This is a genomic window from Serratia sp. GW822-FHT06E05, from assembly GCF_058799445.1.
In genome coordinates, this window is sequence record NZ_JBXALM010000014.1 from 1 (window position 1) to 24,145 (window position 24,145).

Genomic DNA, 24,145 nt, shown 5'->3' on the forward strand with positions numbered 1-24,145 from the left:
TCGGCGATGTCCGCCATGCCCATAGGTGCACCCGGGTGGCCGGAATTTGCTTTTTGTACGGCGTCCATGCTGAGTGCGCGGATGGCGTTGGCAAGCTCTTTACGAGAGGACATGTTTTACTCCAGAGTGATTACAGTTCAGCGGACAGCATGTCTTCCAGCTTTTGCTGGTCAACGGCGAACAGACGAATACCTTCGGCCAGTTTTTCAACGGCCATGGCGTCCTGATTATGCAGCCAGCGGAATTCGGCTTCGGCCAGCGGGGCAGGTTGGTGGAAGGCTTCGGTGGATGGCGTCAGTTTGCGTTCTACCGGTTGCTCGCTTTGTTTGAGCTGCTCCAGCAGGTTCGGCGCAATAGTCAGACGATCGCAACCGGCCAAAGCCAGGATCTGCTCAACCTTGCGGAAGCTGGCACCCATAATCACGGTCTGATAGCGGTGCTGTTTGTAGTATTCATAAATGTTGCGCACCGATTTGACGCCCGGATCCTGCTCGGCGTCATAGTCTGCAGCAGGCTGTTTGGCCTGGTACCAGTCATAAATACGCCCCACGAACGGGGAAATCAGGAACACGCCGGCTTCGGCACAGGCACGGGCCTGGGCAAAAGAGAACAGCAGCGTCAGGTTGGTGTTGATGCCTTCTTTTTCCAGTTCTTCGGCGGCTTTGATGCCTTCCCAGGTGGAGGCCAGCTTGATCAGAATACGCGACTTATCAATACCCTGTTCCTGATACATGCCGATCAGCTTACGCGCCTTGGCCACGCACATGCCGCGGTCGAAGGACAGGCGTGCGTCCACTTCGGTGGAAATGCGGCCCGGCACGCTTTTGAGAATTTCGACGCCGATGTTCACCGCCAGCTTGTCGCTGGCGTTGATCAGTTGGGTTTCTTTATTGCCACCTTGCTGGCGGGCATAGTTCAGAGCTTCGATGATCAGTGGCTTATATTGAGGCAGCGCAGCGGCTTTCAGAATCAATGAAGGGTTAGTGGTGGCATCCTGCGGTTCGAACTGGCGGATGGATTCGATATCGCCGCTGTCGGCTACCACCGTGGTGAGCTGCTTGAGTGCGTCTAATTGGTTCATTAATAAGCTCCTTGACCAAACGTCAATGTAGGGAAATGAGAACGTTTTTCATCGTAGGCTGAACACACTGCATCAGAAGCCCGATGATTAAAATGCGCTTTTTCTGATTGTTGCGATGGATAAGAACAATGGATCCCGAAACGAGCCAGGTAGGGCGCGGTTTTGCAGCCGCTTACCGCTCCTGCGAAGGCGGTGTCAGTATGGGCTGACCGAGGGGAAAAAGATGTGGCATAGCGCACTCGCAATAAAAAAGGGTTCAGCACCCGGCTGAACCCTGTGGTATTTCCCTTCCTTATTATTTGGTCAAGTTAACGTCAATCGCCTGATAGAAGGCATTGGTCGTATCTGCTACATCCCACACGGCGAGGATGACGTGCGAACCGCTGCGGTCTGCAGGTATGTTGCACTGGTGGGTGACCTGCGCGGCTGGAATCGCACCGCCGTCGTTCTGTTGACAGAACGGCGTCAGGTCAAAGGACGCACGGGTCAGTGGCTGTGACGCATCCCAGTTCGGCTTGGTAATGAAATAACGCCAGCTGGTGGTGCTGTGGCGAGCGGTCAGTCTCCAGGTGAAGGAGTTGGCGCCGGTGTGCAGATTGATCTTGTTCCAACGGGTTGGCGTTTGCTGATCCAGTTCGAAGAAGGTGGATTTGTCGGCACTGGCGATATGCCCGTCAGCCGGACCCGCCTGTGGGAAGCCTTTCAAGCCTTCAACGCTCTGTGGCTCATATTGCACACTGCCGCATTGGGTATTGAGCTGCAGTTTGCACTGATAGGAGCGGCTGGCCGGCGTTTCGACGTAACCGTGGGCGGCGGCCTGTTGTGATACGCCGAACAACGCGGCGCTCAGCAGGCCAAGGGACATAAGGGTACGGGAAGTATTGTTCATAAGTCACTCCTGACTGAAGTTGTATTGTAAGTTGGGTTTATTTTCACCGACAAAAAGAGAGGTTATTAAAAAATTAAAAACATCATTCTTGGCGGCTTGTTTTATTTTTACCCTTAGACTCAGCTGTCAGGGTGGAATGTTTTATAGGCTATTAACTAAAATTATTATGATGATTGTCTTTTATTTCTTGATTGAATTTATTTAAACGCTGCTGTCTAAAAAAACGGCGTCATGATGAATTTTATTTAAAGTGTTGATGAATAGTCTTTCAGATGACGTGCTGCAATATAGAGTATATTGCTTGTGGTTTTGCTTACTCTTGTGTGACTTGAACGACTTTTACGCGCCAACCACTTGGGAATTTAGTGTCATTTTTTTCTTATTTTATGTCAAAGAGGAATTTGTATGACTAGATTATCCCTGGATGCGATTAAAATAATCAGCACCATCAAAAGTACCGGCTCTTTCTCAATGGCGGCGGAGGCGTTGCATAAAACCCCTTCGGCAATATCTTACCGGGTTTCCAATATAGAAAGTAAACTCTGCGTGAAACTTTTTCATCGTAATGGCCCGATGATTACCCTGACGGATGAAGGGGAATTCCTGCTGCAGGAAGGTGGCTGGATTTTAAATGCGGTACAGGATCTGGAAAGTAGGGTAAGAAACATCCCAAAGTTCGATAATAATATCCGCATCGTGGTTGATAATTTCTTTCCGCTGGAAACGCTCACCCAGGATATCCGCGACTATATCCAGCACAGCCCAAACGCCAACATATCCGTGCAGCGTGAAGCGCTGAATGGCACCTGGGATGCGTTGAAGAACAACCGGGCGGATTTGATTATTGCCATCGGCCAGATCCCGGACAGCGTGCAGGCCAAGACGCTGATGCTCGGCAAGCTGAATTTTGTCCTGTGCGTTTCTCCTTCTCATCCCTTTGCGGCGCAGAAAAAGCCGGTGGATAAAAACCAGCGGCTGAACGATATCGTGGTGGGCATTGCCGACAGCAGCCACGAGCTGCCCAAGCGTAACCATGGCGCCATGCCGTTGCAGCGCCAACTGATGGTATGCGACGTCGAGAGCAAATTGGCGCTGTTGAAGCGGGGTATTGGGCACGGCTTCTTGCCGCCGGCGCTGATAGAAAAAGAGCTGGCCAGCGGCGAGTTGGTGACGGTACCGGTCGATATGCAAAAAGGCGATGAAATGATTTGGCTGGCCTGGCATCCGGCCAGCAAAGGGGCCGGTTTTAGCTGGTGGCATGAGCGGCTGACGCGCAAAAGCGACGTCTTCAGTCTGCTGGGGCGGGAAGTAATACGTGATGGGGGTTATCCTTGGTGTAACAACTGAGGGAGTGACCACGAAGGGATGCGAAAATTAAACGTTTAAAGCAGTAAAAACCCCGTCGCCATCAGCCCCGGGGTTTTTTTATGTCGTCGCTGACCGTTACGCCACGCGACCCACTTTCAGCCAGGCGGTATCGGAACCCGGCACGGCAGTGATATAGCCCCACTTGGCCTGCCAGACATAGCCCTGATACGACACCAATGCTCCTTGGTTATAGGTGGTACCGGCAACGTAGGCCGGGGCGCTCATGATTGGCAGATTACCTGGGCCAACGCCGGTATAGCGCAAGCCGGTGCCCATATCCAACTGGCTGTCGTCATAGTCCGGTGCGTTGAAGTAGCGGTCGAGTGAGGCCAACAGATCGCCATTGCGGTTGTCCTGGCCCAGGTGCCAGAACATCACGCCGCCCAGTTGCTGCTGTTTGATGTACTTCGCCTTGTACTTGAAGCTTTCAGCATCGTCATAGGTGACGAACAGGCCATTGGCCGCGTGGTACAGATACGGCGTTTTGGTTTTATCGTTCCACAGGCGCTGATAGCCGTAGTTGCCCAACAGCATTTGCTCCAGCTGGCGGTAAGAGGCGATGCGGGGATCCTTGTCGCGGACGCACTCTTCACAGCCGACCAACCAGTAATCGGTGCCAGGGAAGGGATCTTCCCCCGGCGTGCTGTGGCTGCTGTACTGGCCGCCGTTAGTGGCGCTGACGCCTTTGAACGCCCGGCCGTAGAACGGCACGCCCATGACGATCTTGCTGCTCGGCACGCCTTCCAGCATCAGATGTTGCTGTACGGCGGCGTCTACCGTCAGGCTGAACGGGCTGGGGAAGGCGCGAGTCAGCTCTTCCCAGCTCCAGCCGAGATTGGCTTCACGCAGCGCGTTATAGAAGGTTGGCCCGGCGCTGTCGCCGAACAAGCCTGCCTGGTGGTTGGTGATTTTTTCCCATGGACCGGCCAGATCGTAGGTCATCAGGTTGATGTAATCGAGTGAGGCGACGATCTGCGGCAGTTTGCTGTAGTAGCGCGACAGGAAAAACGCGCCACCTGCACCGGCGATGGTCAGTTGGTAAGGCAGCGCCTGACGGCCGTCGGCCTGGGTTTGCTGATTGAGCAGGGTGCGGATTTCCTGCAGCGCGGCGACAAAACCGTCGACCTCGCTGCTCTGTGGGTATTCCCAGTCAATGTCTACGCCGTCAAAGCCATAGTCTTTCATGATGCGGACGCAGGATTGCGCAAATTTGGTGCGTGCCGCTGGGGTTTTGACCGCGTTGACATAGTTGGCATGGGACACCCCCAGATCGTTGGAGTAATACCAGCCGCCGATAGAGAACATGATGCGCAGATTCGGGTTATGCGCCTTCAGCGCAGTCAAACGGCTAACCACATCACGCGCCTTGGCGTCGTTGGTTTCCGGATCCCAGGCGCACTCCAGATTGCTGTTAATGTCGAGGAACGAGAAATTAATGTGGGTCAGTTGCCTGGCCTTGGCCGGTGTAATATTGGACACCGGGAAAGGTACGATTGAAGTATCGGACTCGGTATAGTGATTAATTTGGTTAGTAGGAATGAAATAATAACCAATAACGGCTTTACGTTCTGACATGGTATTTCTCCAGAGTTAAGGTTTTTGTCATTGAGAGTGAATCTCCCGCCGCTATTAATGTTTATTTATCGGATAAAGAGAAGTCGAAATAAATCACAATAAAGATGAATTTTTTATCGGCTTGCCCAGTTATTTGTCAGGGTGGTGTTGTGCCATGGGTGAGCATGAATGAATTTGACTTTAGAGGCTGTATTTATTCATTTGCTTTGTTATAGCATCCTTAACTAGATTCTGATGGTACCGATATTCCACCGGCCGTGATTGGCGTTTAATTAAAATAAAATAGGAGTGTAGCTATGTCCAGCTTAGAGCCAGACGCTGTTGGCTTAATTATTCAGCGAGCATGTGAATATCTTCAGCCGGTGATGAATGCCATTTTGGCAGGGCTCATGGCGCTATTGCACGGGGCTTATCGCAATGTCGGTATGCGGCGCCGTTTATTAAATGCAGGCATGTGCGCGTTATTGGCCTGGACGGTGCGCGACGCCTTGGCGCTGACCGGGCTGGAATTAAAGTGGGCGAACCTTGCCAGCGTGCTGATTGGTTTTCTTGGGGCTGATTATATCAGCGCATTAATTAAAAGATTTATTGGCAAAAAAACGGGGTTTAAAGATGATAAATGAAATTGAAGACATTCGTTTTACCGCACGCAGCGAGACCAATTTAATGGACGTGCATCCGGATCTGGTGCGGGTGATGCGGCTGGCGCTGCATTATTCGCTGGTGCCTTTTTCCATCACCGAAGGGCGTCGCAGCATGGCGCGTCAGCGTGACCTGGTGCGCGGTGGGCAAAGCCAGACGCTGAAAAGCCGCCATTTGACCGGCCACGCGGTGGACGTGGTGGCCATGCCGGCAGGCGTAGTGTCCTGGGAGTGGGACTATTATGCGCAAATCGCGGTGGCGGTCCGTCGTGCCGCGCGAGAGTGTGCGGTTGCCGTTGAGTGGGGCGGGGAATGGAAGACGCTGAAGGACGGGCCGCACTTCCAGCTTTCCTTTAAGGATTACCCGGCATGAGCGGTTGGCTGAGCAGGCTGGCGCAGGGCGGATTGCTGCTGTTGTTGTTGGTAGCCATCTGCCTTGGCGGCTACAGCTCGCTGTTGTCGCACCGGCTGGAGCTGGCGCGGCAGCAGGCGTTAGAGCAGCAAAAGACCCTGGCGCAGCAGGCGGGGTTGATTGCCACGCTGCAAACTCAGGATGCACAGAATCGTGCGCTGATGGCGGCTCAGCAGCAACAGGAGCAGCAGCTGCGGCAGCAAAGCGATGTTTATCAGAGGAAATACCGTGAAGCGATTAAAAATGACGCCTGCGCTGGGCAGCCTATGCCTGGCGCTGTTATTGAGCTCCTGCGCCCAACCGCCGCAGCCGGCAGTGCCGGTGGTACTGTTGCCCCCTGAAACGGTGTTTATTCCGTGCGAGCAGCCGCAACTGCTGGGCAATACCTGGGGCGATGCGCTGAGTTATACCCTGGCGCTACAAACCTCGTTACAAATCTGCGCAGGCCGGGTGGCCACGCTGAATGCCTGGCGCGCCCAACTGCCAGCGCACTGATGGCAGTGTTTTTCTTCTTCGTCCTGTGGTACTTCTTTTTTTACTTTTATAAAACTATTTCGATCAAGGTTTTGGCCCGCTTCAAAGTTTGTGACGTTTCTCTCACTATACTACAAGGCTGCGTCCTGCCATTGTACGTGAGCGCCAACCCTTCGGGCCGCGCCCCAAAAAACCGTACTTAGCGTTGTCGGGTTTGAACATAGGCACGCTATGTCCAGCATCCTCCGCCTTGATTACGGGCTTTTGGGTCTGCGACGCTGGCACGAAAAATGGCAGGACACAGCTTAATAGCCTTACCTCAACATAAAAGCAAAAAGCATAGGAACCTACAATGGACGAACAGCTCAAACAGAGTGCGCTTGATTTCCACCAATATCCGGTCCCAGGGAAGATCCAGGTATCCCCCACCAAGCCGCTGGCAACGCAACGCGATCTGGCGCTGGCCTATTCGCCGGGCGTCGCGGCACCTTGTCTGGAAATCGCTGCCGATCCGCTGGCGGCCTACAAATATACCGCGCGTGGCAACCTGGTGGCGGTCATTTCCAACGGCACGGCCGTGCTGGGCCTGGGCAATATCGGTGCGCTGGCCGGTAAACCAGTGATGGAAGGGAAGGGCGTCCTGTTCAAGAAATTTTCCGGTATCGACGTGTTTGATATCGAAGTCGATGAGCTAAACCCTGACAAGCTGATCGACATCATCGCCGCGCTGGAGCCGACCTTCGGCGGCATTAACCTGGAAGACATCAAAGCGCCGGAGTGTTTCTACATCGAGCAGAAACTGCGCGAGCGCATGAAGATCCCGGTGTTCCACGACGATCAGCACGGTACCGCGATCATCACGACCGCCGCAGTGTTGAACGGCCTGCGTGTAGTGAAAAAGAATATTTCCGACGTGCGGCTGGTGGTTTCCGGAGCCGGCGCCGCGTCGATCGCCTGCCTGAACCTGCTGGTGGCCCTGGGGCTGCGCCAGCAGAACATTACCGTCTGCGACTCCAAAGGGGTTATCTACAAAGGCCGTGACGCCAATATGGAGCAGACCAAGGCGGCTTATGCGATTGAAGATAACGGCCAGCGTACGCTGGGTGACGCTATCCCTAACGCCGACATCTTCCTCGGTTGTTCCGGCCCGGGTGTCTTGACTCAGGATATGGTGAAAACCATGGCCAGGGATCCGTTGATCATGGCGCTGGCCAACCCGGAGCCGGAAATCCTGCCGCCGCTGGCGAAAGCCGTGCGCCCGGACGCCATTATCTGTACCGGCCGCTCCGATTACCCGAACCAGGTAAACAACGTGCTGTGCTTCCCGTTCATCTTCCGCGGTGCGCTGGACGTGGGGGCGACCACCATTAACGAAGAGATGAAGCTGGCCTGCGTGCATGCGATTGCCGATCTGGCGCTGGCAGAGCAAAGCGACGTGGTGGCGTCGGCCTATGGTGATCAGGATCTGTCATTTGGCCCTGAATACATCATTCCCAAACCTTTCGATCCGCGCCTGATTGTTAAAATCGCTCCGGCAGTGGCCAAGGCGGCGATGGAGTCTGGCGTGGCGACGCGGCCGATCGAAGACTTTGATGCGTATGTCGAAAAGCTGTCTGAATTCGTTTACAAAACCAACCTGTTCATGAAACCGATCTTTGCCCAGGCGAAGAAGGAAATGAAGCGGGTGGTGATGGCGGAAGGCGAAGAAGAAAGGGTACTGCACGCCACTCAGGAATTGGTGTCGCAAGGCTTGGCCTATCCGATTCTGGTGGGGCGCCCGAGCGTGATCGAAATGCGACTGAAAAAACTCGGCCTGCAGCTGACGCCGGGTAAAGACTTTGAAGTGGTGAACAACGAGTCCGATCCGCGTTTCAATGAATACTGGGGCGAGTACTACCAGATCATGAAACGCCGCGGCGTTTCGCAGGAGCAGGCGCGCCGTGCGGTGATCGGCAACCCGACGCTGATTGCCGCCATCATGCTGCATCGTGGCGAGGCGGATGCGATGATCTGCGGCACCATCGGCAGCTATCACGAGCATTACGACGTGGTTGAAAAAGTATTTGGCTTCCGTGAGGGCGCCCATGTCGCCGGGGCGATGAATGCGCTGCTGCTGCCAAGCGGCAACACCTTTATCGCCGACACCTATGTCAATGACGATCCGACGCCGGAGCAACTGGCGGAAATCACCCTGATGGCGGCGGAAACCGTGCGTCGTTTCGGCATTGAGCCGAAGGTCGCGTTGCTGTCCCATTCCAGCTTTGGTTCTTCCGATAACCCGGCAGCCTGCAAGATGCGTAAAACGCTCGAGTTGGTGAATCAGATGGCGCCGGAGCTGGAAATCGACGGCGAGATGCACGGCGATGCCGCGTTGGTTGAGAGCATTCGTAATGATCTGATGCCGGACAGCCCGCTGAAAGGCTCGGCCAACGTGCTGATTATGCCGAACATGGAAGCGGCGCGTATCAGCTACAACCTGCTGCGTGTGTCGTCTTCGGAAGGGGTTACCGTGGGGCCGGTGCTGATGGGAGTAGCGAAACCGGTACACATCCTGACGCCAATCGCCTCGGTGCGCCGCATCGTCAACATGGTGGCGCTGGCGGTTGTGGAAGCGCAGACCGAACCGTTATAAGCCCTCGGCATTAAACCGCCCCCTGACGCCTTGGCGCAGGGGGCTTTTTTATGCCTTGCAGAGTGCCGCGATCTGGCGAATATCCTTTGGCGTAGTCCGGCAGCAGCCGCCAATCAGCCGTGCGCCGATGCGTTGCCATTCTCCTACCTGATCAATCAGGCTGCCGTGCTCGCCGCCGCAGGCGTGCCAGGTTTTGCTCACCGCGTCGTAATGTTCGCCGGAGTTTGGATAGACCAACAGCGGTTTATCGGTCAGCACGGCAAATTGGCGCAGCGCCGGGGCCACATTTTCCAGCGCAATGCAGTTGATGCCAATCGCCAACGCCTGCGGATTGCCGTGCAGCGCTGCCAGCACCTGCGTCAGCGGCGTGCCGTCGCTGAGGTGTTGGCTGTCGCGCAGGGTGAAGGCAAACCAGGCGCCGAGCGTCGGGAATTCTTGCAACAGCGTGAGCAACGCCTGCAGCTCACTGAACGAGGGCAGGGTTTCACAGGCCAACAGATCTACGCCGGCCTCGGCCAACGCACGGATGCGTGGGCGGTGGAAGGCGATCATTTCTTCCTGCGGTAATGCGTAATCGCCGCGATATTCAGAGCCGTCGGCCAGATAAGCGCCATAGGGGCCGACCGAGCCGGCGATCGGCAAGGGGGTTGCCTGCGGGTGCTGAGCCAGAAAGTCGCTGCGCGCCTGTTGCGCCAGGTGCACGCTTTTGGCGATCAGCGCCAGTGACTGCTCGGGATCCAGCCCCCGGCGCAAAAAGCCCTGTGGCGTGGCCTGATAGCTGGCGGTGATGGCGCACTGCGCTCCCGCGTTGAAATAGTCGAGATGAACCTGATAAATCAGCTCGGGGTTTTCGATCAGCACCTTGGCCGACCACAGGGGATCACTGAGGTCACAGCCGCGAGCCTCCAGTTCGGTCGCCAGTGCGCCGTCAAGAATCAGCGTGTTGTGGGTGGCCAACAGCGTGGCGACGGGGTTGTTAACCGACATGATTTTCTCCCAAAGATGTTTTTTGCCCGCTGCGGCGGGTCAGATAATAGGCGGCGTAGCACAGTGCGACGAACGGCAGCCCGCAGTAAAGCGCGATGCGCTGCTCCGGATCGAACGCCAGTCCGATACAGGCCAGCAGGCACAGGGAAAAACCGACGATCGGCGTTAACGGATAGCCCGGCGCGCGGTATTTCAGGCCAGCGATCGGCTGGCCGCTGCGCAGATAGTGGCGGCGGAAAGCGTAGTGTGAGGCGCAGATGCTCAACCAAACCGCCACCACGGCAAAGCCGGAAATGGCCGACAGGGCAACAAACACCGTGTCCGGCGCAATCACGCTGGTTAACAGCGCCAGTACGCCGCCAAGCATGCTGAAGGTCAGCGCATTGATCGGAATGCCTCGTTTATTGACGCGAGAAAAATAGGCCGGCAGGGTGCGCTGGTTGGCCAGCGACCACAGCATGCGGCCCGAAGCGTACAGGCCTGAGTTGGCAGCAGACAGGATGGCGGTCAGGATGACGAAATTAAAAATATCGGCGGCATAGGGCACGCCGATGCGTTCAAACACCAACACAAACGGGCTTTTGACAATCCCGGCCTGATCCATCGGGATCAGCGCAGCCAGAATAAACACCGTGCCGACAAAGAACAGCATCAGGCGGATCACCGTGGTGCGTATCGCCCAGGGCACCACCTTTTCCGGATTTTCGGTTTCGCCTGCGGCAATGCCGATAAGCTCCGTGCCGGAGAAAGCGAAGTTGACCGCCACCATCGTCATCAGGATCGGCAGGGTGCCGTTGGGCAGCCAGCCGGAGGCGGTCAGGTTATGCAGAAAGGGAGCCGGGGTGCCGTCTTTCATCGGCAGCAGGCCAAACATGGCTGCTCCGCCGAGGATGATAAACGCCAAAATAGTGATCACCTTGATCAACGAGAACCAGAATTCGCTCTCCGCGAAGAAGCGAGTGGTGACTACGTTGAGCAGGAAAATGGCCGCGCAGAAAATCAAACACCACAGCCAAACCGGTGACTGTGGGAACCAATACTGCATGCAGAAACCGGCGGCGGTCAGGCTGGAACCGAGTGCGACGGTCCAGGTGAGCCAATAGAGCCAGGCCACGGTATAACCGGTCGCCGGACCAAGATAGCGGGAGGCGTAAACGTGGAAGGCGCCGGTTTCCGGCATCGCCACGGAAAGCTCGCCCAGGCACAGCATGACCAGATAGACCACCAGTGCGCCAATCAGATAGGCCAGCAGGGTACCCAGGGCGCCGGTGGTGGAAATGATATAGCCGGTGTTGAAAAACAACCCGGTACCGATCACGCCACCCAGCGACAGCATCACCAGGTGCCGGGCCTTCATGGTGCGTTTGAATTGCCCTTCGGCGGGGACAGGTGAATGCATGGTATTTTACCCGTATAGACGTCTAAGCTGCTAAATGGCTATTGGTTATACCCGCAATACTTCATGAAATCAATGCGTAGTCAGGGATCCAAAAGTAAAAAAATAGTTATCGATGTCGCAGGAAAGGGGGTTGTCTATATGCAAATGATAATTATTATCTATAATGTCGCCACTTTTTATGACAGGGCAGCATCATGAGACTTTTGATTTTATTGGCCGCGCTGGCGCTCGCCGCCTGTAACCAAACCCCGGTTTCCTCGCCAAAAACTACCCTTGATAGTTTGGGCAAAATTACGGATTTGCGCAGTGGAGAAAGCCTGTCACCTGACCAGCTTCTGGCCCGTTTGGCCGCTCAACCGCGGGTCATTGTCGGCGAAAAACACGATAACCCCTATCACCATCAGATTGAGCTGTGGCTGGTGCAAAACCTGCCGCAGCAGCGTCCCCAGGGTAGCGTGCTGATGGAAATGATTAACCCGAATCAGCAAGACAAGGTTAACCAGGTGAAACAGTGGCTGCAGGGGAACCCCAGCGTTCGCGACGGACGCGTAGCGGAGTTGATCGGCTGGCAGTCGGGGTGGAAATGGTCGCTGTACGGCGATGTGGTAATGGCGGCGATGCGTGCACCCTATCCGCTGTGGTCGGCTAACCTGGATCGCGATGAAATCATGGCTTTTTATCAGCAGCCAAGTTTCCCGCAGGGCCAACTGTCGGTGCGTCCGGTGGTGCAGAAAGCGCTGGAGGAAACTATTCGCACTTCGCACGGCGGCAAGATTGAACCTCAACAATTGCATGCGATGCTGGCGATCCAACAGCAGCGTGACCGCCGCATGGCTGAACGCCTGCTGGCCGCGCCCACTCCCGCGCTGTTGATTGCCGGTGGCTACCATGCCGCCAAATCCGTAGGAGTGCCACTGCACGTGCAGGATTTGCAACCGGCTGCGTTGCCAACGGTACTGATGCTGGCGGAACCCGGGGTGCAGGTCGACAAACAGGTGGCCGATTACCTGTGGATCACCCCGGCCGTAAAATGAATCTGTTAAGGCAGTGAAAAGGACTGTTAATAGTAATTACAAATGATTATCATTAGCAAATGTGATCTGCAATCATTCGCAATTAAGTAATCTAATGTCCCTATGCTAAGTCAGTCTTTCTCATTTTCGGCCCCTGCGATGCCGCAACCACGCTGGGCGCGCGGTTTTGTGTGCGCTATCGCGGCACATGTGGCGCTGGTACTGTTGTTTTACTGGCCGCCACGCTCGCTGCCGCCGATGCAATTGCCGCCTCCGGCGGTAATGATGAGCTGGGCCGCGCAGATTGAAGCGCCGGAAAGTCCCGAACCCTTACCGCTAGGCGTACAGCAGGCGCAGTCGTCTGCTGCACAACCGGCTGAACAGCAAGAACAACCCGACTTACCAAAGCTGGCAAGGGCTGAAAAAACCAAGATTGCCGTGGCCGAAAAGAAGCGAACTGAACAGCGGCCGCCGCAGAAAACTCAGCCGAAGCCCGAGGAGCAGGCAAAAGAGACCAAACACGCTGCGGCCTCCAGCGCCGCGGCACCTAAAGCGTTGAATGTTGCCCGGCAGGCGGCGGCACCGCTGAACAGTGATTCCGCCAGTCAACTGCAGGCCAAGCTGTCGTGGGAAAGTCAGGTTAAGGGGCTGCTGAACCGCATCAAACGCTATCCGTCGGATGCACAGCGCCGCCGCCGTACAGGCATGCCGCAGGTGGTCTTTACGGTGGATGCGCAGGGCCGGGTGTCTGATTTGAGATTGCAGGCGTCGTCAGGCACCGCCTCGCTGGATCGGGAGGCACTGGCGGTGGTGATTCGGGCGCAGCCTTTGCCGCAACCGCCGGTGGAGATGCTTCAGCAGGACAAGGTTCGGGTGACGATGCCCATCGATTTTAATCTGGCGGCGTTGCACGCCGTCCAATAGTTTATGCCGACGGCAGCGGCCTTTTGTTTGCTGAAACAAAAGCAGGCGTTGCCGATGTCAAACCATCGTGAGGGACTATGAAATATCCACTTTTGCCGGGTCGTTGTTGGCGTGCGGCAACCTCTGTCGTGATCTCATTAAGCTTAATGGGCCAGGCCGTTCAGGCGGCACCGCAGGCTCCCAGCGCGGAAATCATCCCGAAAAAGTTGACCGCCCAGGGTGAAACCCGGGTAGATGATTACTATTGGTTGCGCGACGACAGCCGCCAGAATAAAAAGATGCTGGATTATTTGACGGCGGAAAACCGTTATACCGAACAGATGATGCAGCCGTACAAAAAACTGCGCGATACGCTGTACCAGGAAATGCTCGGCCGCATGAGCCCGGAAGATCGCTCGGTACCTTATCAACTGAACGGTTACCGCTATCAGGAAAGCTATGCGGCGGGCAAGGATTTTGCCCTGTACCAGCGTCAGGCCCTTACCGCCGATGCGCCATGGCAAACCTTGCTGGATGCTAACCAGCGCGCGACAGGGCAGGCTTATTACCGTGTTGGCGGTCTGGAGATCAGCCAGGACAATCAGCGGATGGCGATCGCCGAAGATTATCAGGGGCGCAGGCAGTACCGTATTTCGTTGCGTAATGTCGACAGCGAGAAATGGGCCGCGGAAGTGATTGAAAACACCTCTGGCGACATGGTGTGGGCCAACGATGGCAAGACGCTGTTTTATATTCGCAACCATCCGCAAACGCTATTGCCGTATCAGGTTTATCGCCATCAGTTCGGTACGCCGGTCACGGACGATAAACTGGTGTATCAGGAAGATGACGCGGCGTTTTATCTGAGCCTGGCTCATTCCTCTTCCCGCGACTACGTCATTATTACCATCAGCGGCAACACTACCTCTGAGGCGCGGCTGATCGATGCCAACCAACCGCTGAAAGCGCCGGTGCTGTTTGCCGCCCGTAGGAACGGCCATGAATATTACCTCGACCATTATCGCGGCGAGTTCTATTTACGCTCCAATCACCAAAGCCCGCATTTTGGTCTCTATCACACCGCGGCGCTCGATAAACCGTGGCAGACGCTGATTGCGCCGCAGGAAAAGCGCGAGGTCGAAGGTTTCACCTTATTCCGCGACTGGCTGGTGGTGAAAGAGCGTGGCGATGGCCTGGTACAGCTACGGCAAATCAGTTGGGACGGCAAAACCCAGCGCAGCATTCCGTTCGATGATGCCAGCTACATGGCCTGGCTGGGCTATAACCCCGATCCGGACAATCAGCACCTGCGCTACGGCTATTCGGCGATGACCACGCCGACCAGCACCTACGAATGGGATCTTGATAAAGGCACTCGTACCCTGTTGAAACAGCAGGAAGTGAAAGGGGTTGATCCCAGCCAGTACCACAGCGAACGGGTGTGGATCAGCGCGCGTGACGGTGTGAAGGTACCCGTCTCGCTGGTTTACAACCGTGCGATGTTCAAACCGGGGCACAGCCCGCTGCTGGTGTACGGCTATGGCGCCTATGGCATGAGTATGGATCCGGCCTTCAGCGCCAACCGCATCAGTTTACTGGATCGCGGTTTTGTTTATGCGCTGATCCACGTGCGTGGCGGCGGTGAATTGGGGCAGAACTGGTATCAGCAGGGCAAACTGAGCCATAAACCCAACACCTTCAGCGACTTTATCGATGCAACCCAGGCGTTAATCAAACAGGGTTACGGCCAGCCGGGGCGTATCTATGCCATGGGGGGCAGCGCCGGCGGCTTGCTGATGGGCGCGGTGATCAATCAGGCGCCGCAGCTGTATAACGCGGTGGTGGCGCAGGTGCCTTTCGTGGATGTTTTGACCACCATGCTCGACGACAGCATTCCACTGACTGTCGGCGAATATGAAGAGTGGGGTAACCCAAATCAACCAGAAGCCTATGCGCTGATGAAGTCTTATAGCCCCTACGACAACGTACGCAAGCAGGCGTACCCGAACCTGTTGGTGACCAGCGGCCTGTATGATTCGCAGGTGCAATATTGGGAACCGGCAAAATGGGTGGCCAAACTGCGTCGCTTTAAACAGGGCGATTCGCTGCTGCTGCTGGCCACCGATATGACGGCCGGGCACGGCGGAAAATCGGGCCGACTGACGCGGCTGGAAAATAGCGCCTTGGAATACAGCTTTATTTTGGCGGTGGATCAGAAAACGCGGAAATAACCCTTCTGGCCGCCAGGAAATAACCTGGCGGCTTATTAAAACGATAAAGCGTTAATTTTACCGTCGATTTCGGCGGGCTTTGTGCTGGGCATTGTCGGCCATAACATCTTTTTGGTCATTTCTGGGGAACTATGAAAATTAAATTACTGGTAAGCCTGATCGGTGCGGGAATAGCGCTGAGCGGGACGGCGACGGCTGCGCAAGACGGGGCAGACAATGGCAAGGGCAACGTGGTGTTTAGCCCGTTGAACGTTTCGGCTGCGACAGAAAGCGACCGTAGCGAAAAGGAGGCGTTGGAAAAACCGGGTGCCTTCAGCTCACGAGGGGAAAATAAGAATCTCGAATCGGTAGACAGCATTTTGCGCAGCATGCCGGGCACCTATACCCAAATCGATCCGGGCCAGGGATCGGTTAGCGTCAATATCCGCGGCATGAGCGGCTTTGGCCGCGTTAATACCATGGTGGACGGTATTACCCAGAACTACTACGGCAGTTCGCCGAGCGATGCAGCCCATGGCGGGTTACCCACCAGCCAGTTCGGTGCGCTGATCGACCCCAATTTTATCGTCGGCGTTGATGTAGCGCGCGGCAATGCGACGGGCTCCGCCGGAGTGAATGCGTTGGCAGGCAGCGCCAACTTCCGCACCCTGGGTGTGGATGACGTGGTGTTTTCCGATAATCCCTTTGGCGTGCGCACCAAATTTTCCGTGGGCAATAACGGCATTGGCCGCAGCGGCATGATTGCCGTGGGTGGGAAAACCGGCGCCTTTGGTGAAGGCGGCAGCCTGGGCGCGATGGCAGCCATCAGCGGCAGTTCCATCACGTCTAATTACAAAAACGGCTCCGGTTTTGACAGTGAAGAGTTTAACGTTGATAAAACTTATCGACAGAACCCTAAATCCCAGTTATTCAAAGTCGATATTAAGCCAGACGCTTTTAATAGCATCGAATTGTCGGCCAGGACCTACCAGAATAAAATAACCCGCCGTCATATCGACAGTAATGACTTCTATATTAAATATCACTATGCGCCTTTCTCCGAGCTGATTGATTTTAATCTGACAGCCAGTACCAGCCGCGGTGAGCAGAAATTCATGTCTGACAATATGGCAGGGTTTAGCGACAGCAAGGCGAAAAATATCTCGGACGCGCTGGACGTCAATAACACCAGCCGTTTCAGCCTGCAGGAAGTCGATTTTGCCTTCAGCTATGGTGGCAAGCTGATCCGTAACGAATACAAGAAGCACGCATCCGGGCTGGTAACCGACGATAACCAGGCGGAAAGTTCGCCGGTGGGGATCGCGGGTAAACAAAATATCGCCAGCCTTTACAGTGGGCTGCAGCTTAACTACGGCATCTGGCAGAGCAACTTTGATCTGAACTACAGTTCCTATGATATTTCCGGTTATAAACCTGCCTGTGATGAGCGAGTGGCCTGCTTCCCGCAGGGGGCCAGCAATATCAATTTGAAAGAGCACGGTTTTAATCCGTCGGTGCTGTTATCAGCGCAGGTGACGCCATGGTTGCAGCCGTTTGTCAGCTACAGCAAGTCGATGCGCGGGCCGAATATTCAGGAGGTATTCTTCGCCAACAGCGGCGGGCAGTCGATGAACCCGTTCCTGAAGGGCGAAACCGCTGAAACCTACCAGGCCGGCTTCAACGCCAATGCTCATGACCTGTTGTTCAAGCAGGACAGCTTCCATCTGAAGGCGGTGTATTTTGAATCAAAGATCAAAAATTACATTTCCAGCCAAAACTACATGGTGTGCAGCAATCGTCGCAAGTGCAACCGAGCTCAGTCGACGCAGGAAGAGTGGGATAACGCCAATGAGAATGTCGTGATGACCATGTACAGCAATGCTTATGAGCCGGTCAGAATGCGTGGGGTGGAAGTAGAGGCAATGTATGATGCCGGTTTCGCCTACACCAAACTCTCCCTGAGCAAAGAGCACACCAGCCAACCGACCAATCAGGCCAGCAACGAATTCGGTGCCGGTGACATCAGCGAACTGCCGGAATTTTATTTTACTTTAGATTCTGGGGTTCGTTTGCTGGACGAGAAACTGACGCTGGGCGGATTGGTCAAATACACGGGTAAAGCGGTTCGCCTGTCGCCAAATTCGGATCGGGACGAAAATGAGCAATTGCTGAAAGAGCCTGCGCCGCACATCCCGACGATTATCGATCTGTACAGCACCTATCAGTTCAACCGTAACCTGCTGTTGAAATTCAGCGTGCAGAACCTGATGGACAGAGACTATTCCGATGCGTTGAACAAGATGAACTCGATGCCGTCCCAGTCACAGGACTTCACACCGACCAACACCGCCCGCGGCCGAACCTATATCTTCGGCGGGGAGGTGCGATTCTAAGCTGAGTACGGGCGCAATCACTGCGCCCGTTTTGCCTGCTGCAACCACTTGTCCAGCTCGTTGGCGAACTGCTGACGGTCGCGCTGGTTCAGCGTATTCGGGCCGCCGGTCTGGATACCGCTGGAGCGCAGGGTGTCCATAAAGTCGCGCATGTTCAGGCGCTCACGAATGGTGTCCGGCGTATAGCGTTCCCCGCGCGGATTCAGCGCCACCGCGCCTTTTTCGATCACCTCGGCAGCCAGCGGGATATCGGCGGTGATCACCAGATCGCCTTTCTCGCAGCGGCGCACGATTTCGTTATCCGCCACGTCAAAACCGGCCGCCACCTGCAGAGTGTGGATATGCCTGGAAGGCGGCGTTCTCAGCGGTTGGTTGGCGACCAGCGTTACCGACATGGCGGTACGATCCGCCGCGCGGAACAGTACTTCTTTGATCACGTTGGGACAGGCGTCCGCATCGACCCAAATCTGCATTATTCCGGCTCCTTCAACCAATCGCGCACCGGCAGGAAATCACGGTACAGCGCCGCTTCCGGGCTGTCTTCCGCCGGTTGATAGTTGTATTCCCAGCGTACCAGCGGCGGCATCGACATCAGGATGGATTCGGTACGTCCGCCGGTTTGCAAGCCAAACAACGTGCCGCGATCCCAGACTAAATTGAACTCGACGTAGCGGCCACGGCGATACAGCTGGAACTGACGTTGGTTATCGCCCCAACTCAGCGCCTTGCGTTTTTCCACGATCGGCAAATAGGCATCGAGGAAGCCTTCGCCCACCGCTTGGGTAAACGCGAAGCAGGTAGCGAAGTCGGGCGTGTTGAGATCGTCAAAGAACAGGCCGCCGATGCCGCGCGCTTCGTTGCGGTGCTTGATAAAGAAATAGTCATCGCACCACTTTTTGTATTTGGGATACACCTGCTCGCCGAAGGGGGCGCACAGCTGTTCGGCGGTGCGGTGCCAATGAATGGCATCTTCTTCAAAGCCGTAGAAGGGGGTCAGATCAAAGCCGCCGCCAAACCACCACACCGGTTCTTCTCCCGGCTTTTCCGCAATGAAAAACCGCACGTTGGCGTGGCTGGTCGGGATATAAGGGCTGCGCGGGTGGATCACCAACGACACGCCCATCGCCTGGAAGCTGCGGCCGGCCAACTCGGGGCGGTGCGCGGTAGCGGAGGCGGGCAGGGTGGCACCTGAGACGTGTGAGAAGTTGACGCCCGCTTGTTCGAACACCGCGCCGTCGGTCAATACCCGGCTGCGGCCACCGCCGCCTTCTTCCCGCGTCCAGCGGTCTTCGTTGAAAACGGCGCCGCCGTCGGCCTGAGCCAGCTGCGTGCAGATGCGGTCCTGCAGTGCCAGCAGGAAGGATTTTACTTCTGCGATGGTCGATAAACTCATACGGATTAATTCACAGCGTCTGACTGAACAAGCCGCAGAGTATACCTTTATTCACCGTGGCTGGCAGTATCAGCCGGGTTTTCGTTGGTGTGAATCGTAATAGCTGAAGAAACTGATCACGCCGTCGGCGATGGCGCGGGCGATTTTCTCGCGGAATGCGGTGGTGCCAAGCAGGCGTTCTTCCGCCGGATTGGTGATAAACGAGGTTTCGACCAGTACCGATGGAATCGACGGGGATTTCAGCACCGCGAACGCCGCTTGTTCGGTGCTGTTGCTGTGCAGATGATGTACCGGACGGATCTGGCCGAGCACGTGGCGGCCGAGCGTCAGGCTGTTGTTGATGGTATCGGTTTGCACCAGGTCGAACAGCACCTGCTGCAGATAGTTGTCCTGATTTTTGTATTTGCCGCCGGCCACGTCATCGGCGGCATTTTCGCGGTTGGACAGATAACGCGCCATGGCGCTGCTGGCACCGCGATTGGACAGGGCAAACACCGAGGCGCCGGAGGCTTCCGGGCTGGTAAAACCGTCGGCATGGATAGAGATAAACAGATCGGCCTGATGCTGGTGGGCAATCTCCACCCGCTGAAACAGGGGGATAAACTCGTCTTCTTCCCGCGTCAGGCGCACTTCAACGTGTTCCTGTTCGTGCAGAATGCGACGCACGTGGTTGGCAATCTCCAGCACCACGTGTTTTTCCTGCGAACCTTCTCTGCCGACGGCGCCCGAATCGATGCCGCCGTGACCGGGATCGATCATCACCAGCCTTTTGCTGCCGCTGGGTTTGGGCGCCGTTTTAGCGGGTTGCTTGCGCAGCATGCCGCCGGTTTCGGCTTGGGCCGTTTGGCTCTTGCTGCCGAGCAGCACCAGCGCCAGACCCGAAAGCAGTAATTGACGTCGCGTGGGGGAAACGGGGAGCGGTTTAAAATTGAGGAAGGGTTTAACCTGCTTTTTCATAACGCTACGCTCCATCGACAAATTCTATTTTGCGACGTTATATCGTATTGATAATCATTAATCGACCGGATAACTATGTCCATTTATTACGCGAGTTACCGGGGATTTCTGCATTATTGCCCGGGGAAATCGCAGTTTGATATTGCGTAAGTGAATAATCCCGCGATAATCAGATAAACATCTTAATTAACAGCGGCGAACATCGATGGAAATTCGCGTATTTCGACAAGACGACTTTGAAGAAGTCATTACCCTGTGGGAGCGTTGCGATCTGCTGCGGCCGTGGAACGATCCTGAGATGGATATTGAGCGCAAACTGAATCACGATCCGGATCTGTTTCTGGTCGCGGAAGTGGGCGGGGAAGTCGTGGGATCGGTGATGGGGGGATACGACGGTCATCGTGGCTCGGCGTATTATCTCGGGGTGCATCCGGATTATCGCGGACGCGGTATCGCCAATGCGTTGATCAGCCGGTTAGAGAAAAAATTGATCGCGCGCGGTTGCCCGAAGATCCAACTGATGGTGCGGGAAGATAACGACACGGTGATCGAGATGTACGAGAAACTCGGTTACGAGATCCAGAGCATTACCAGCCTGGGCAAGCGGCTGATCGAAGATCAGGAATATTGAGCGATATTTTGGGCGGTGAGGCTTCACCGCCCAAACTGCGCGTTAGGGCAGTTTTTTGATGGTTTTCACGTCGACTTCCACGTTGCTCCAGTCTTTATCCACTTTCCCTTCCAACTGCACTTTATCTTTCGGGGTGATGGTCTGACCGTTCCAGCGTTTTTTGTCGATCTCGACCGTCAGCGTGCCGCTGGCGTCGCGGAAGGTATAGGTCTCGTCGCCGACGCGTTGCTCAATGTTGCCTTGCAGCATCACCCAGGTGTCATCACTCATTGATTTGACCTTGTCGACGGTGGTCAACGCGGCGCTAGGGCCGGAAAATCCGCCTTGCTGCGTGTTTTGGGTGTGCGTTTGCGGTGCCGCAGGATCGAGGAACCCGCCTTGCTGAGCCAGAACCGGTGCGCTGCACAGAGCAATTAATGCTGCCAGGGTATATTTTTTCATCTGAAGCTTCCTTATCTCAATCTAGAATCAAAGCCCTGCCAATCAGGACTGCTGGTTTGATGGGGTTAAGTAAAGCATGAAAATCTTAAGGGGTTCTTAAGCGCGCGCATTGAAAACAATAAACACGGCACCCATTTGAAAAATCATCATGATATTGGCAAGGAATCGATGTTGAAGCCACTTCCACCCCGTTTTTCCCCCGACGATTACGATCAGCACGGTGCGTTGCGTTTGCCGCTGTGGTTTTGGGGCGTACTGATTTTACAGGCCCGTACCTGGATCCTGTTTGTGATGGCCGGGGTTTCGCGCCAGCAGGGGGAAGGCCTGCTATCGCTGTTTTACCCGGACACCCAATGGTTCTGGTATGGCATCGTGCTGGGGCTGCCGGCGGCGTTGGCATTTTTGATTGCTCCGCGTCGTCACCAGTGGCCACGGCTATGGCGTGCCTGGCGCTGGGTATTGATTGCTTCGCTGCTGGCCGCGCTGGGTGGTTCCCTGTTTAGCCTGTGGCAGCAAGACGACAATCCTTCGGCGTTGGACATCGTGCTGGCGTTGCTCGATGCGTTGGCGCTGGCTTACTTGCTGCTGAGTGCGCGTCTTAAGGCCTGTTTCGTGGTACAGGATGAGGCGGGTTAATTGCCGCACAGTGCGGCACTTTTCTCATTTTCCGCACTCCAAGCTCGCAACCGATGGCGATGCGTGGACAGTTGTGAGAGGCTGACACGCAACAAAACGCCAAGTGCGGCAGGGCAGAGCAGGCTGTGCCCCGTCATTGATGTTAAGGAGCTAAAAATGAATGTTCGCCCACTGTTGTTAGGGCTTCCGCTGTTACTGACCGGCTGTTCGACGATGTCCAATTTCTCTTGGTCCAGCCTGTCGCCATTTAACTGGTTTGGCAGCAGCCTCGAAGTCAGCGCCAAGGGCGTTGGCGACCTCAACGCCGGTACCCCGATGTCGGAAAGCGCTATTAACGACGGGTTGAACGGCGATTACCGCCTGCGCGGTGGCATGGCCACCAGCCAGGGCAAGATAGTTTCCTACTACCAGGCGATGGACGGCAACGACGTGAAGCTGGTGATCACCGGGGAACCCAAGGGCCACGTGCAGCGCGTGGACGTGATGGACAGCAAAGTCGCGACCGAGTGGGGCAGCAAGCTGGGCACGCCGTTCAGTGACCTGTACAGCAAGGCGTTCGGTGCCTGTAAACCGGCCGACGGCGACGATGCCGGCAAGGTCGAGTGCGTCGCACAGCAGAGCAAGTACGTCACCTATATCTTCGACGGCAAGTGGGCCGGCCCGCAAGATATCATCCCACCGGATGACACGCTGAAAAGCTGGACGGTCAGCAAGATTATCTGGCACGCCAAACCGCAATAAAGCTTCCCCCCTGGGCGCCCGATCCGCGGCGCCCCTGATTTATCTGGTTTCCATCCCCGCTGAACGTTAAATCACCGCTACTTTTGGGCGAGATTGCCCGGTTATGGGTAACCCTATTTTCTTTGCGCTGATGCAAGGCAATCCCGTTTTCATCGGGTATGATACTGCGCATTCGTAACAGGAAATCTAGACATATACCCTATGGCTTTAAAGTTGCAGCCAGGCTGCCAGCTCGCTCACCCCAGGCGCTTACTTGAGTAAGTAACCGGGGTGAGCGACAAATCTGTCGGGAACAGATTTGAACGCTGCTTGCAGCGGCCCCGAAGGGGCAAGACCTACGGAGGGGTCTTGTAAGCAGGTAACAACGCTGCGACTTTAAAGACGACGGGTATACAGCAGCCTGTTACTCGATTTCGATTTTGAGGATAACGATAATGACCCAGGTTCAGAGCGGTATTTTACTGGAACACTGCCGCTTCGCCATTTTTATGGAAGCCACCGTGCAGGGCGAATTCGCCGATTTGCGCCAGGGCTGCAAGCAGTTTTGCCAGACGTTGACCGAGCTGCAACAGCAGTTTCCCGATGCGCATTTGGGCGCGGTGATCGCCTTTGGCTATGACGTCTGGCACGACCTTTCCAGCGGTCAGGGCGCAAAAGAGCTGAAGCCATTCACCCCGCTGGGCAAAGGGTTGGCCCCGGCCACCCAGCGCGATCTGTTGATCCACATCCAATCCTTGCGTCATGACGTTAACTTTACGCTGGCGCAGGCGGCGCTGGCAGCGTTCGGCAACGCCATCAAGATTGAAGAAGAAACCCACGGATTCCGCTGGGTGGAAGAGCGCGATCTGAGCGGCTTTATCGACGGCACTGAAAATCCGCAGGGCGACAAACGTCCTGAAGTGGCGGTCATCGCCGAAGGTGAAGAAGACGCAGGTGGCAGCTACGTGCTGGTGCAGCGTTATGAACATAACCTGCGTCAGTGGCAGCGCTTTACCACCGAGCAGCAGGAACAGATTATCGGCCGCACCAAGTACGACAGCGAAGAGTTGCCGCCGGAGCAGCGTCCTGACACCTCGCATGTCAGCCGTGTCGATCTGAAAGAAGACGGCAAAGGCCTGAAGATTTTGCGTCAGAGCCTGCCTTACGGTACTGCCAGCGGTAAACACGGGCTGTATTTCATCGCCTATTGCGCCCGCCTGCATAACATCGAAAAACAGCTGCTGAGCATGTTTGGCGATTTGGACGGCAAACGTGATGCGATGCTGCGTTTCAGCCGTGCGGTGACCGGCAGCTATTACTTTGCGCCTTCGCTGACGCGCCTGCTGTCGCTTTAACCTTTCCTCCGGGGTCGGCCATGCCGGCTCCGGAT

24 protein-coding genes are annotated in these 24,145 nt (G+C 55.7%); 14 read left to right on the forward strand and 10 right to left on the reverse strand.

The features are described 5' to 3' along the window. From AC1RKC_RS23120 to cbp21, 3 genes are all read right to left on the reverse strand, one after another. The coding region (locus AC1RKC_RS23120) for a thiamine pyrophosphate-binding protein (protein WP_133160067.1) at window positions 1–113 on the reverse strand (113 nt) is incomplete at its 3' end. A 17-nt stretch (window positions 114–130) separates the two neighbouring features. Further along, window positions 131–1,081, reverse strand: a complete 951-nt coding sequence (gene tal / locus AC1RKC_RS23125; RefSeq protein ID WP_046372969.1) for a transaldolase — start codon at window positions 1,079–1,081, stop codon at window positions 131–133. 295 nt (window positions 1,082–1,376) lie between these two features. Beyond that, window positions 1,377–1,970: a chitin-binding protein/chitosanase CBP21 gene (gene cbp21 / locus AC1RKC_RS23130; protein WP_020828023.1), complete on the reverse strand. Its 594-nt coding sequence runs from the start codon at window positions 1,968–1,970 to the stop codon at window positions 1,377–1,379. Window positions 1,971–2,375: 405 nt separating this feature from the next. Here cbp21 and AC1RKC_RS23135 point away from each other — a divergent pair, with 405 nt between their 5' ends. Beyond that, window positions 2,376–3,317: a LysR family transcriptional regulator gene (locus AC1RKC_RS23135; RefSeq protein ID WP_020828022.1), complete on the forward strand. Its 942-nt coding sequence runs from the start codon at window positions 2,376–2,378 to the stop codon at window positions 3,315–3,317. A 96-nt stretch (window positions 3,318–3,413) separates the two neighbouring features. On the opposite strand, the gene chiB is transcribed toward AC1RKC_RS23135, so the two are convergent. Continuing rightward, window positions 3,414–4,913 carry a chitinase ChiB gene (gene chiB, locus AC1RKC_RS23140; RefSeq protein WP_115058347.1) on the reverse strand — a complete coding sequence of 500 codons (1,500 nt, stop codon included), beginning with the start codon at window positions 4,911–4,913 and terminating at the stop codon, window positions 3,414–3,416. Window positions 4,914–5,209: 296 nt separating this feature from the next. On the opposite strand from chiB, the gene AC1RKC_RS23145 reads away from it, so the two are divergent. From AC1RKC_RS23145 to maeB, 5 genes are all read left to right on the forward strand, one after another. Next, window positions 5,210–5,536, forward strand: a complete 327-nt coding sequence (locus AC1RKC_RS23145) for a phage holin, lambda family (protein ID WP_020828020.1) — start codon at window positions 5,210–5,212, stop codon at window positions 5,534–5,536. A gap of 10 nt (window positions 5,537–5,546) precedes the next feature. Beyond that, the gene (gene chiX, locus AC1RKC_RS23150; protein ID WP_461545427.1) at window positions 5,547–5,927 is read left to right on the forward strand and encodes an L-Ala D-Glu endopeptidase ChiX; all 381 of its coding nucleotides are present in this window, start codon (window positions 5,547–5,549) and stop codon (window positions 5,925–5,927) included. Then, window positions 5,924–6,307, forward strand: coding sequence for a DUF2570 family protein (locus tag AC1RKC_RS23155; RefSeq protein ID WP_046372973.1), 384 nt, complete (start codon window positions 5,924–5,926; stop codon window positions 6,305–6,307). Before chiX ends, AC1RKC_RS23155 begins: the two co-directional genes overlap by 4 nt. Continuing rightward, window positions 6,297–6,461 carry an Rz1-like lysis system protein LysC gene (lysC, locus tag AC1RKC_RS23160; protein ID WP_162302858.1) on the forward strand — a complete coding sequence of 55 codons (165 nt, stop codon included), beginning with the start codon at window positions 6,297–6,299 and terminating at the stop codon, window positions 6,459–6,461. The genes AC1RKC_RS23155 and lysC overlap by 11 nt, the downstream gene beginning before the upstream one ends. Window positions 6,462–6,792: 331 nt before the next feature. Continuing rightward, window positions 6,793–9,072, forward strand: coding sequence for an NADP-dependent oxaloacetate-decarboxylating malate dehydrogenase (gene maeB / locus AC1RKC_RS23165; protein ID WP_020828015.1), 2,280 nt, complete (start codon window positions 6,793–6,795; stop codon window positions 9,070–9,072). 48 nt (window positions 9,073–9,120) lie between these two features. Here maeB and mmuM read toward each other — a convergent pair whose 3' ends face one another. Both mmuM and mmuP read right to left on the reverse strand, forming a co-directional pair. After that, a complete protein-coding gene (gene mmuM, locus AC1RKC_RS23170) occupies window positions 9,121–10,059 on the reverse strand; it encodes a homocysteine S-methyltransferase (protein WP_414618679.1) in 939 nt (312 codons plus the stop codon). Beyond that, window positions 10,049–11,458: an S-methylmethionine permease gene (mmuP, locus tag AC1RKC_RS23175; protein ID WP_020828013.1), complete on the reverse strand. Its 1,410-nt coding sequence runs from the start codon at window positions 11,456–11,458 to the stop codon at window positions 10,049–10,051. The genes mmuM and mmuP overlap by 11 nt, the downstream gene beginning before the upstream one ends. 194 nt (window positions 11,459–11,652) lie before the next feature. Between mmuP and AC1RKC_RS23180 the strand changes: the two genes are divergently transcribed. The 4 genes from AC1RKC_RS23180 (at window position 11,653) to AC1RKC_RS23195 (ending at window position 17,977) form a co-directional block, all read left to right on the forward strand. Beyond that, window positions 11,653–12,492 carry a ChaN family lipoprotein gene (locus AC1RKC_RS23180; RefSeq protein WP_404780093.1) on the forward strand — a complete coding sequence of 280 codons (840 nt, stop codon included), beginning with the start codon at window positions 11,653–11,655 and terminating at the stop codon, window positions 12,490–12,492. A 138-nt stretch (window positions 12,493–12,630) separates the two neighbouring features. Further along, a complete protein-coding gene (locus AC1RKC_RS23185) occupies window positions 12,631–13,395 on the forward strand; it encodes a TonB family protein (RefSeq protein ID WP_493092755.1) in 765 nt (254 codons plus the stop codon). 77 nt (window positions 13,396–13,472) lie between these two features. Then, on the forward strand, window positions 13,473–15,605 hold the full coding sequence (locus AC1RKC_RS23190) for a S9 family peptidase (RefSeq protein WP_308530404.1): 2,133 nt from the start codon (window positions 13,473–13,475) through the stop codon (window positions 15,603–15,605). A gap of 131 nt (window positions 15,606–15,736) precedes the next feature. Next, window positions 15,737–17,977 carry a TonB-dependent receptor domain-containing protein gene (locus AC1RKC_RS23195; protein WP_493092756.1) on the forward strand — a complete coding sequence of 747 codons (2,241 nt, stop codon included), beginning with the start codon at window positions 15,737–15,739 and terminating at the stop codon, window positions 17,975–17,977. Between the two features lie 17 nt (window positions 17,978–17,994). On the opposite strand, the gene AC1RKC_RS23200 is transcribed toward AC1RKC_RS23195, so the two are convergent. From AC1RKC_RS23200 to amiA, 3 genes are all read right to left on the reverse strand, one after another. After that, window positions 17,995–18,450: a YaiI/YqxD family protein gene (locus tag AC1RKC_RS23200; RefSeq protein ID WP_020828008.1), complete on the reverse strand. Its 456-nt coding sequence runs from the start codon at window positions 18,448–18,450 to the stop codon at window positions 17,995–17,997. Continuing rightward, window positions 18,450–19,370: an oxygen-dependent coproporphyrinogen oxidase gene (gene hemF, locus AC1RKC_RS23205; protein WP_020828007.1), complete on the reverse strand. Its 921-nt coding sequence runs from the start codon at window positions 19,368–19,370 to the stop codon at window positions 18,450–18,452. The genes AC1RKC_RS23200 and hemF overlap by 1 nt, the downstream gene beginning before the upstream one ends. A 69-nt stretch (window positions 19,371–19,439) precedes the next feature. Continuing rightward, entirely contained in the window at window positions 19,440–20,327 is an 888-nt protein-coding gene (gene amiA / locus AC1RKC_RS23210; protein WP_046372981.1) for an N-acetylmuramoyl-L-alanine amidase AmiA, read from the reverse strand. Between the two features lie 205 nt (window positions 20,328–20,532). Between amiA and AC1RKC_RS23215 the strand changes: the two genes are divergently transcribed. After that, window positions 20,533–20,958 (forward strand): GNAT family acetyltransferase, encoded by a 426-nt coding sequence (locus AC1RKC_RS23215; protein ID WP_020828005.1) that lies wholly within the window; start codon window positions 20,533–20,535, stop codon window positions 20,956–20,958. A gap of 42 nt (window positions 20,959–21,000) precedes the next feature. Here the strand turns inward: AC1RKC_RS23215 and AC1RKC_RS23220 are convergent, their stop codons facing one another. Continuing rightward, complete coding sequence (locus AC1RKC_RS23220; protein ID WP_020828004.1) at window positions 21,001–21,399, reverse strand: YgiW/YdeI family stress tolerance OB fold protein; 399 nt, start codon at window positions 21,397–21,399, stop codon at window positions 21,001–21,003. A gap of 171 nt (window positions 21,400–21,570) precedes the next feature. On the opposite strand from AC1RKC_RS23220, the gene AC1RKC_RS23225 reads away from it, so the two are divergent. The 3 genes from AC1RKC_RS23225 to AC1RKC_RS23235 all read left to right on the forward strand — a co-directional run bounded on the left by AC1RKC_RS23225 (window position 21,571) and on the right by AC1RKC_RS23235 (window position 24,110). Beyond that, window positions 21,571–22,035, forward strand: coding sequence for a DUF2919 domain-containing protein (locus tag AC1RKC_RS23225; RefSeq protein ID WP_046374996.1), 465 nt, complete (start codon window positions 21,571–21,573; stop codon window positions 22,033–22,035). Between the two features lie 156 nt (window positions 22,036–22,191). Then, window positions 22,192–22,776 (forward strand): RpoE-regulated lipoprotein, encoded by a 585-nt coding sequence (locus AC1RKC_RS23230; RefSeq protein WP_046372982.1) that lies wholly within the window; start codon window positions 22,192–22,194, stop codon window positions 22,774–22,776. A gap of 434 nt (window positions 22,777–23,210) precedes the next feature. Next, the gene (locus tag AC1RKC_RS23235; RefSeq protein ID WP_046372983.1) at window positions 23,211–24,110 is read left to right on the forward strand and encodes a Dyp-type peroxidase; all 900 of its coding nucleotides are present in this window, start codon (window positions 23,211–23,213) and stop codon (window positions 24,108–24,110) included. Window positions 24,111–24,145: the final 35 nt, after the last annotated feature.

Excerpts from the sequence above, each read along its gene's own strand:
- tal (WP_046372969.1), bottom strand. The coding sequence starts at position 1,081 with ATGAACCAATTAGACGCACTCAAGCAGCTCACCACGGTGGTAGCCGAC.
- cbp21 (WP_020828023.1), bottom strand. The coding sequence starts at position 1,970 with ATGAACAATACTTCCCGTACCCTTATGTCCCTTGGCCTGCTGAGCGCC.
- AC1RKC_RS23135 (WP_020828022.1), top strand. The coding sequence starts at position 2,376 with ATGACTAGATTATCCCTGGATGCGATTAAAATAATCAGCACCATCAAA.
- chiB (WP_115058347.1), bottom strand. The coding sequence starts at position 4,913 with ATGTCAGAACGTAAAGCCGTTATTGGTTATTATTTCATTCCTACTAAC.
- AC1RKC_RS23145 (WP_020828020.1), top strand. The coding sequence starts at position 5,210 with ATGTCCAGCTTAGAGCCAGACGCTGTTGGCTTAATTATTCAGCGAGCA.
- AC1RKC_RS23155 (WP_046372973.1), top strand. The coding sequence starts at position 5,924 with ATGAGCGGTTGGCTGAGCAGGCTGGCGCAGGGCGGATTGCTGCTGTTG.
- maeB (WP_020828015.1), top strand. The coding sequence starts at position 6,793 with ATGGACGAACAGCTCAAACAGAGTGCGCTTGATTTCCACCAATATCCG.
- mmuM (WP_414618679.1), bottom strand. The coding sequence starts at position 10,059 with ATGTCGGTTAACAACCCCGTCGCCACGCTGTTGGCCACCCACAACACG.
- mmuP (WP_020828013.1), bottom strand. The coding sequence starts at position 11,458 with ATGCATTCACCTGTCCCCGCCGAAGGGCAATTCAAACGCACCATGAAG.
- AC1RKC_RS23180 (WP_404780093.1), top strand. The coding sequence starts at position 11,653 with ATGAGACTTTTGATTTTATTGGCCGCGCTGGCGCTCGCCGCCTGTAAC.
- AC1RKC_RS23185 (WP_493092755.1), top strand. The coding sequence starts at position 12,631 with ATGCCGCAACCACGCTGGGCGCGCGGTTTTGTGTGCGCTATCGCGGCA.
- AC1RKC_RS23190 (WP_308530404.1), top strand. The coding sequence starts at position 13,473 with ATGAAATATCCACTTTTGCCGGGTCGTTGTTGGCGTGCGGCAACCTCT.
- AC1RKC_RS23195 (WP_493092756.1), top strand. The coding sequence starts at position 15,737 with ATGAAAATTAAATTACTGGTAAGCCTGATCGGTGCGGGAATAGCGCTG.
- AC1RKC_RS23200 (WP_020828008.1), bottom strand. The coding sequence starts at position 18,450 with ATGCAGATTTGGGTCGATGCGGACGCCTGTCCCAACGTGATCAAAGAA.
- hemF (WP_020828007.1), bottom strand. The coding sequence starts at position 19,370 with ATGAGTTTATCGACCATCGCAGAAGTAAAATCCTTCCTGCTGGCACTG.
- amiA (WP_046372981.1), bottom strand. The coding sequence starts at position 20,327 with ATGAAAAAGCAGGTTAAACCCTTCCTCAATTTTAAACCGCTCCCCGTT.
- AC1RKC_RS23215 (WP_020828005.1), top strand. The coding sequence starts at position 20,533 with ATGGAAATTCGCGTATTTCGACAAGACGACTTTGAAGAAGTCATTACC.
- AC1RKC_RS23220 (WP_020828004.1), bottom strand. The coding sequence starts at position 21,399 with ATGAAAAAATATACCCTGGCAGCATTAATTGCTCTGTGCAGCGCACCG.
- AC1RKC_RS23230 (WP_046372982.1), top strand. The coding sequence starts at position 22,192 with ATGAATGTTCGCCCACTGTTGTTAGGGCTTCCGCTGTTACTGACCGGC.
- AC1RKC_RS23235 (WP_046372983.1), top strand. The coding sequence starts at position 23,211 with ATGACCCAGGTTCAGAGCGGTATTTTACTGGAACACTGCCGCTTCGCC.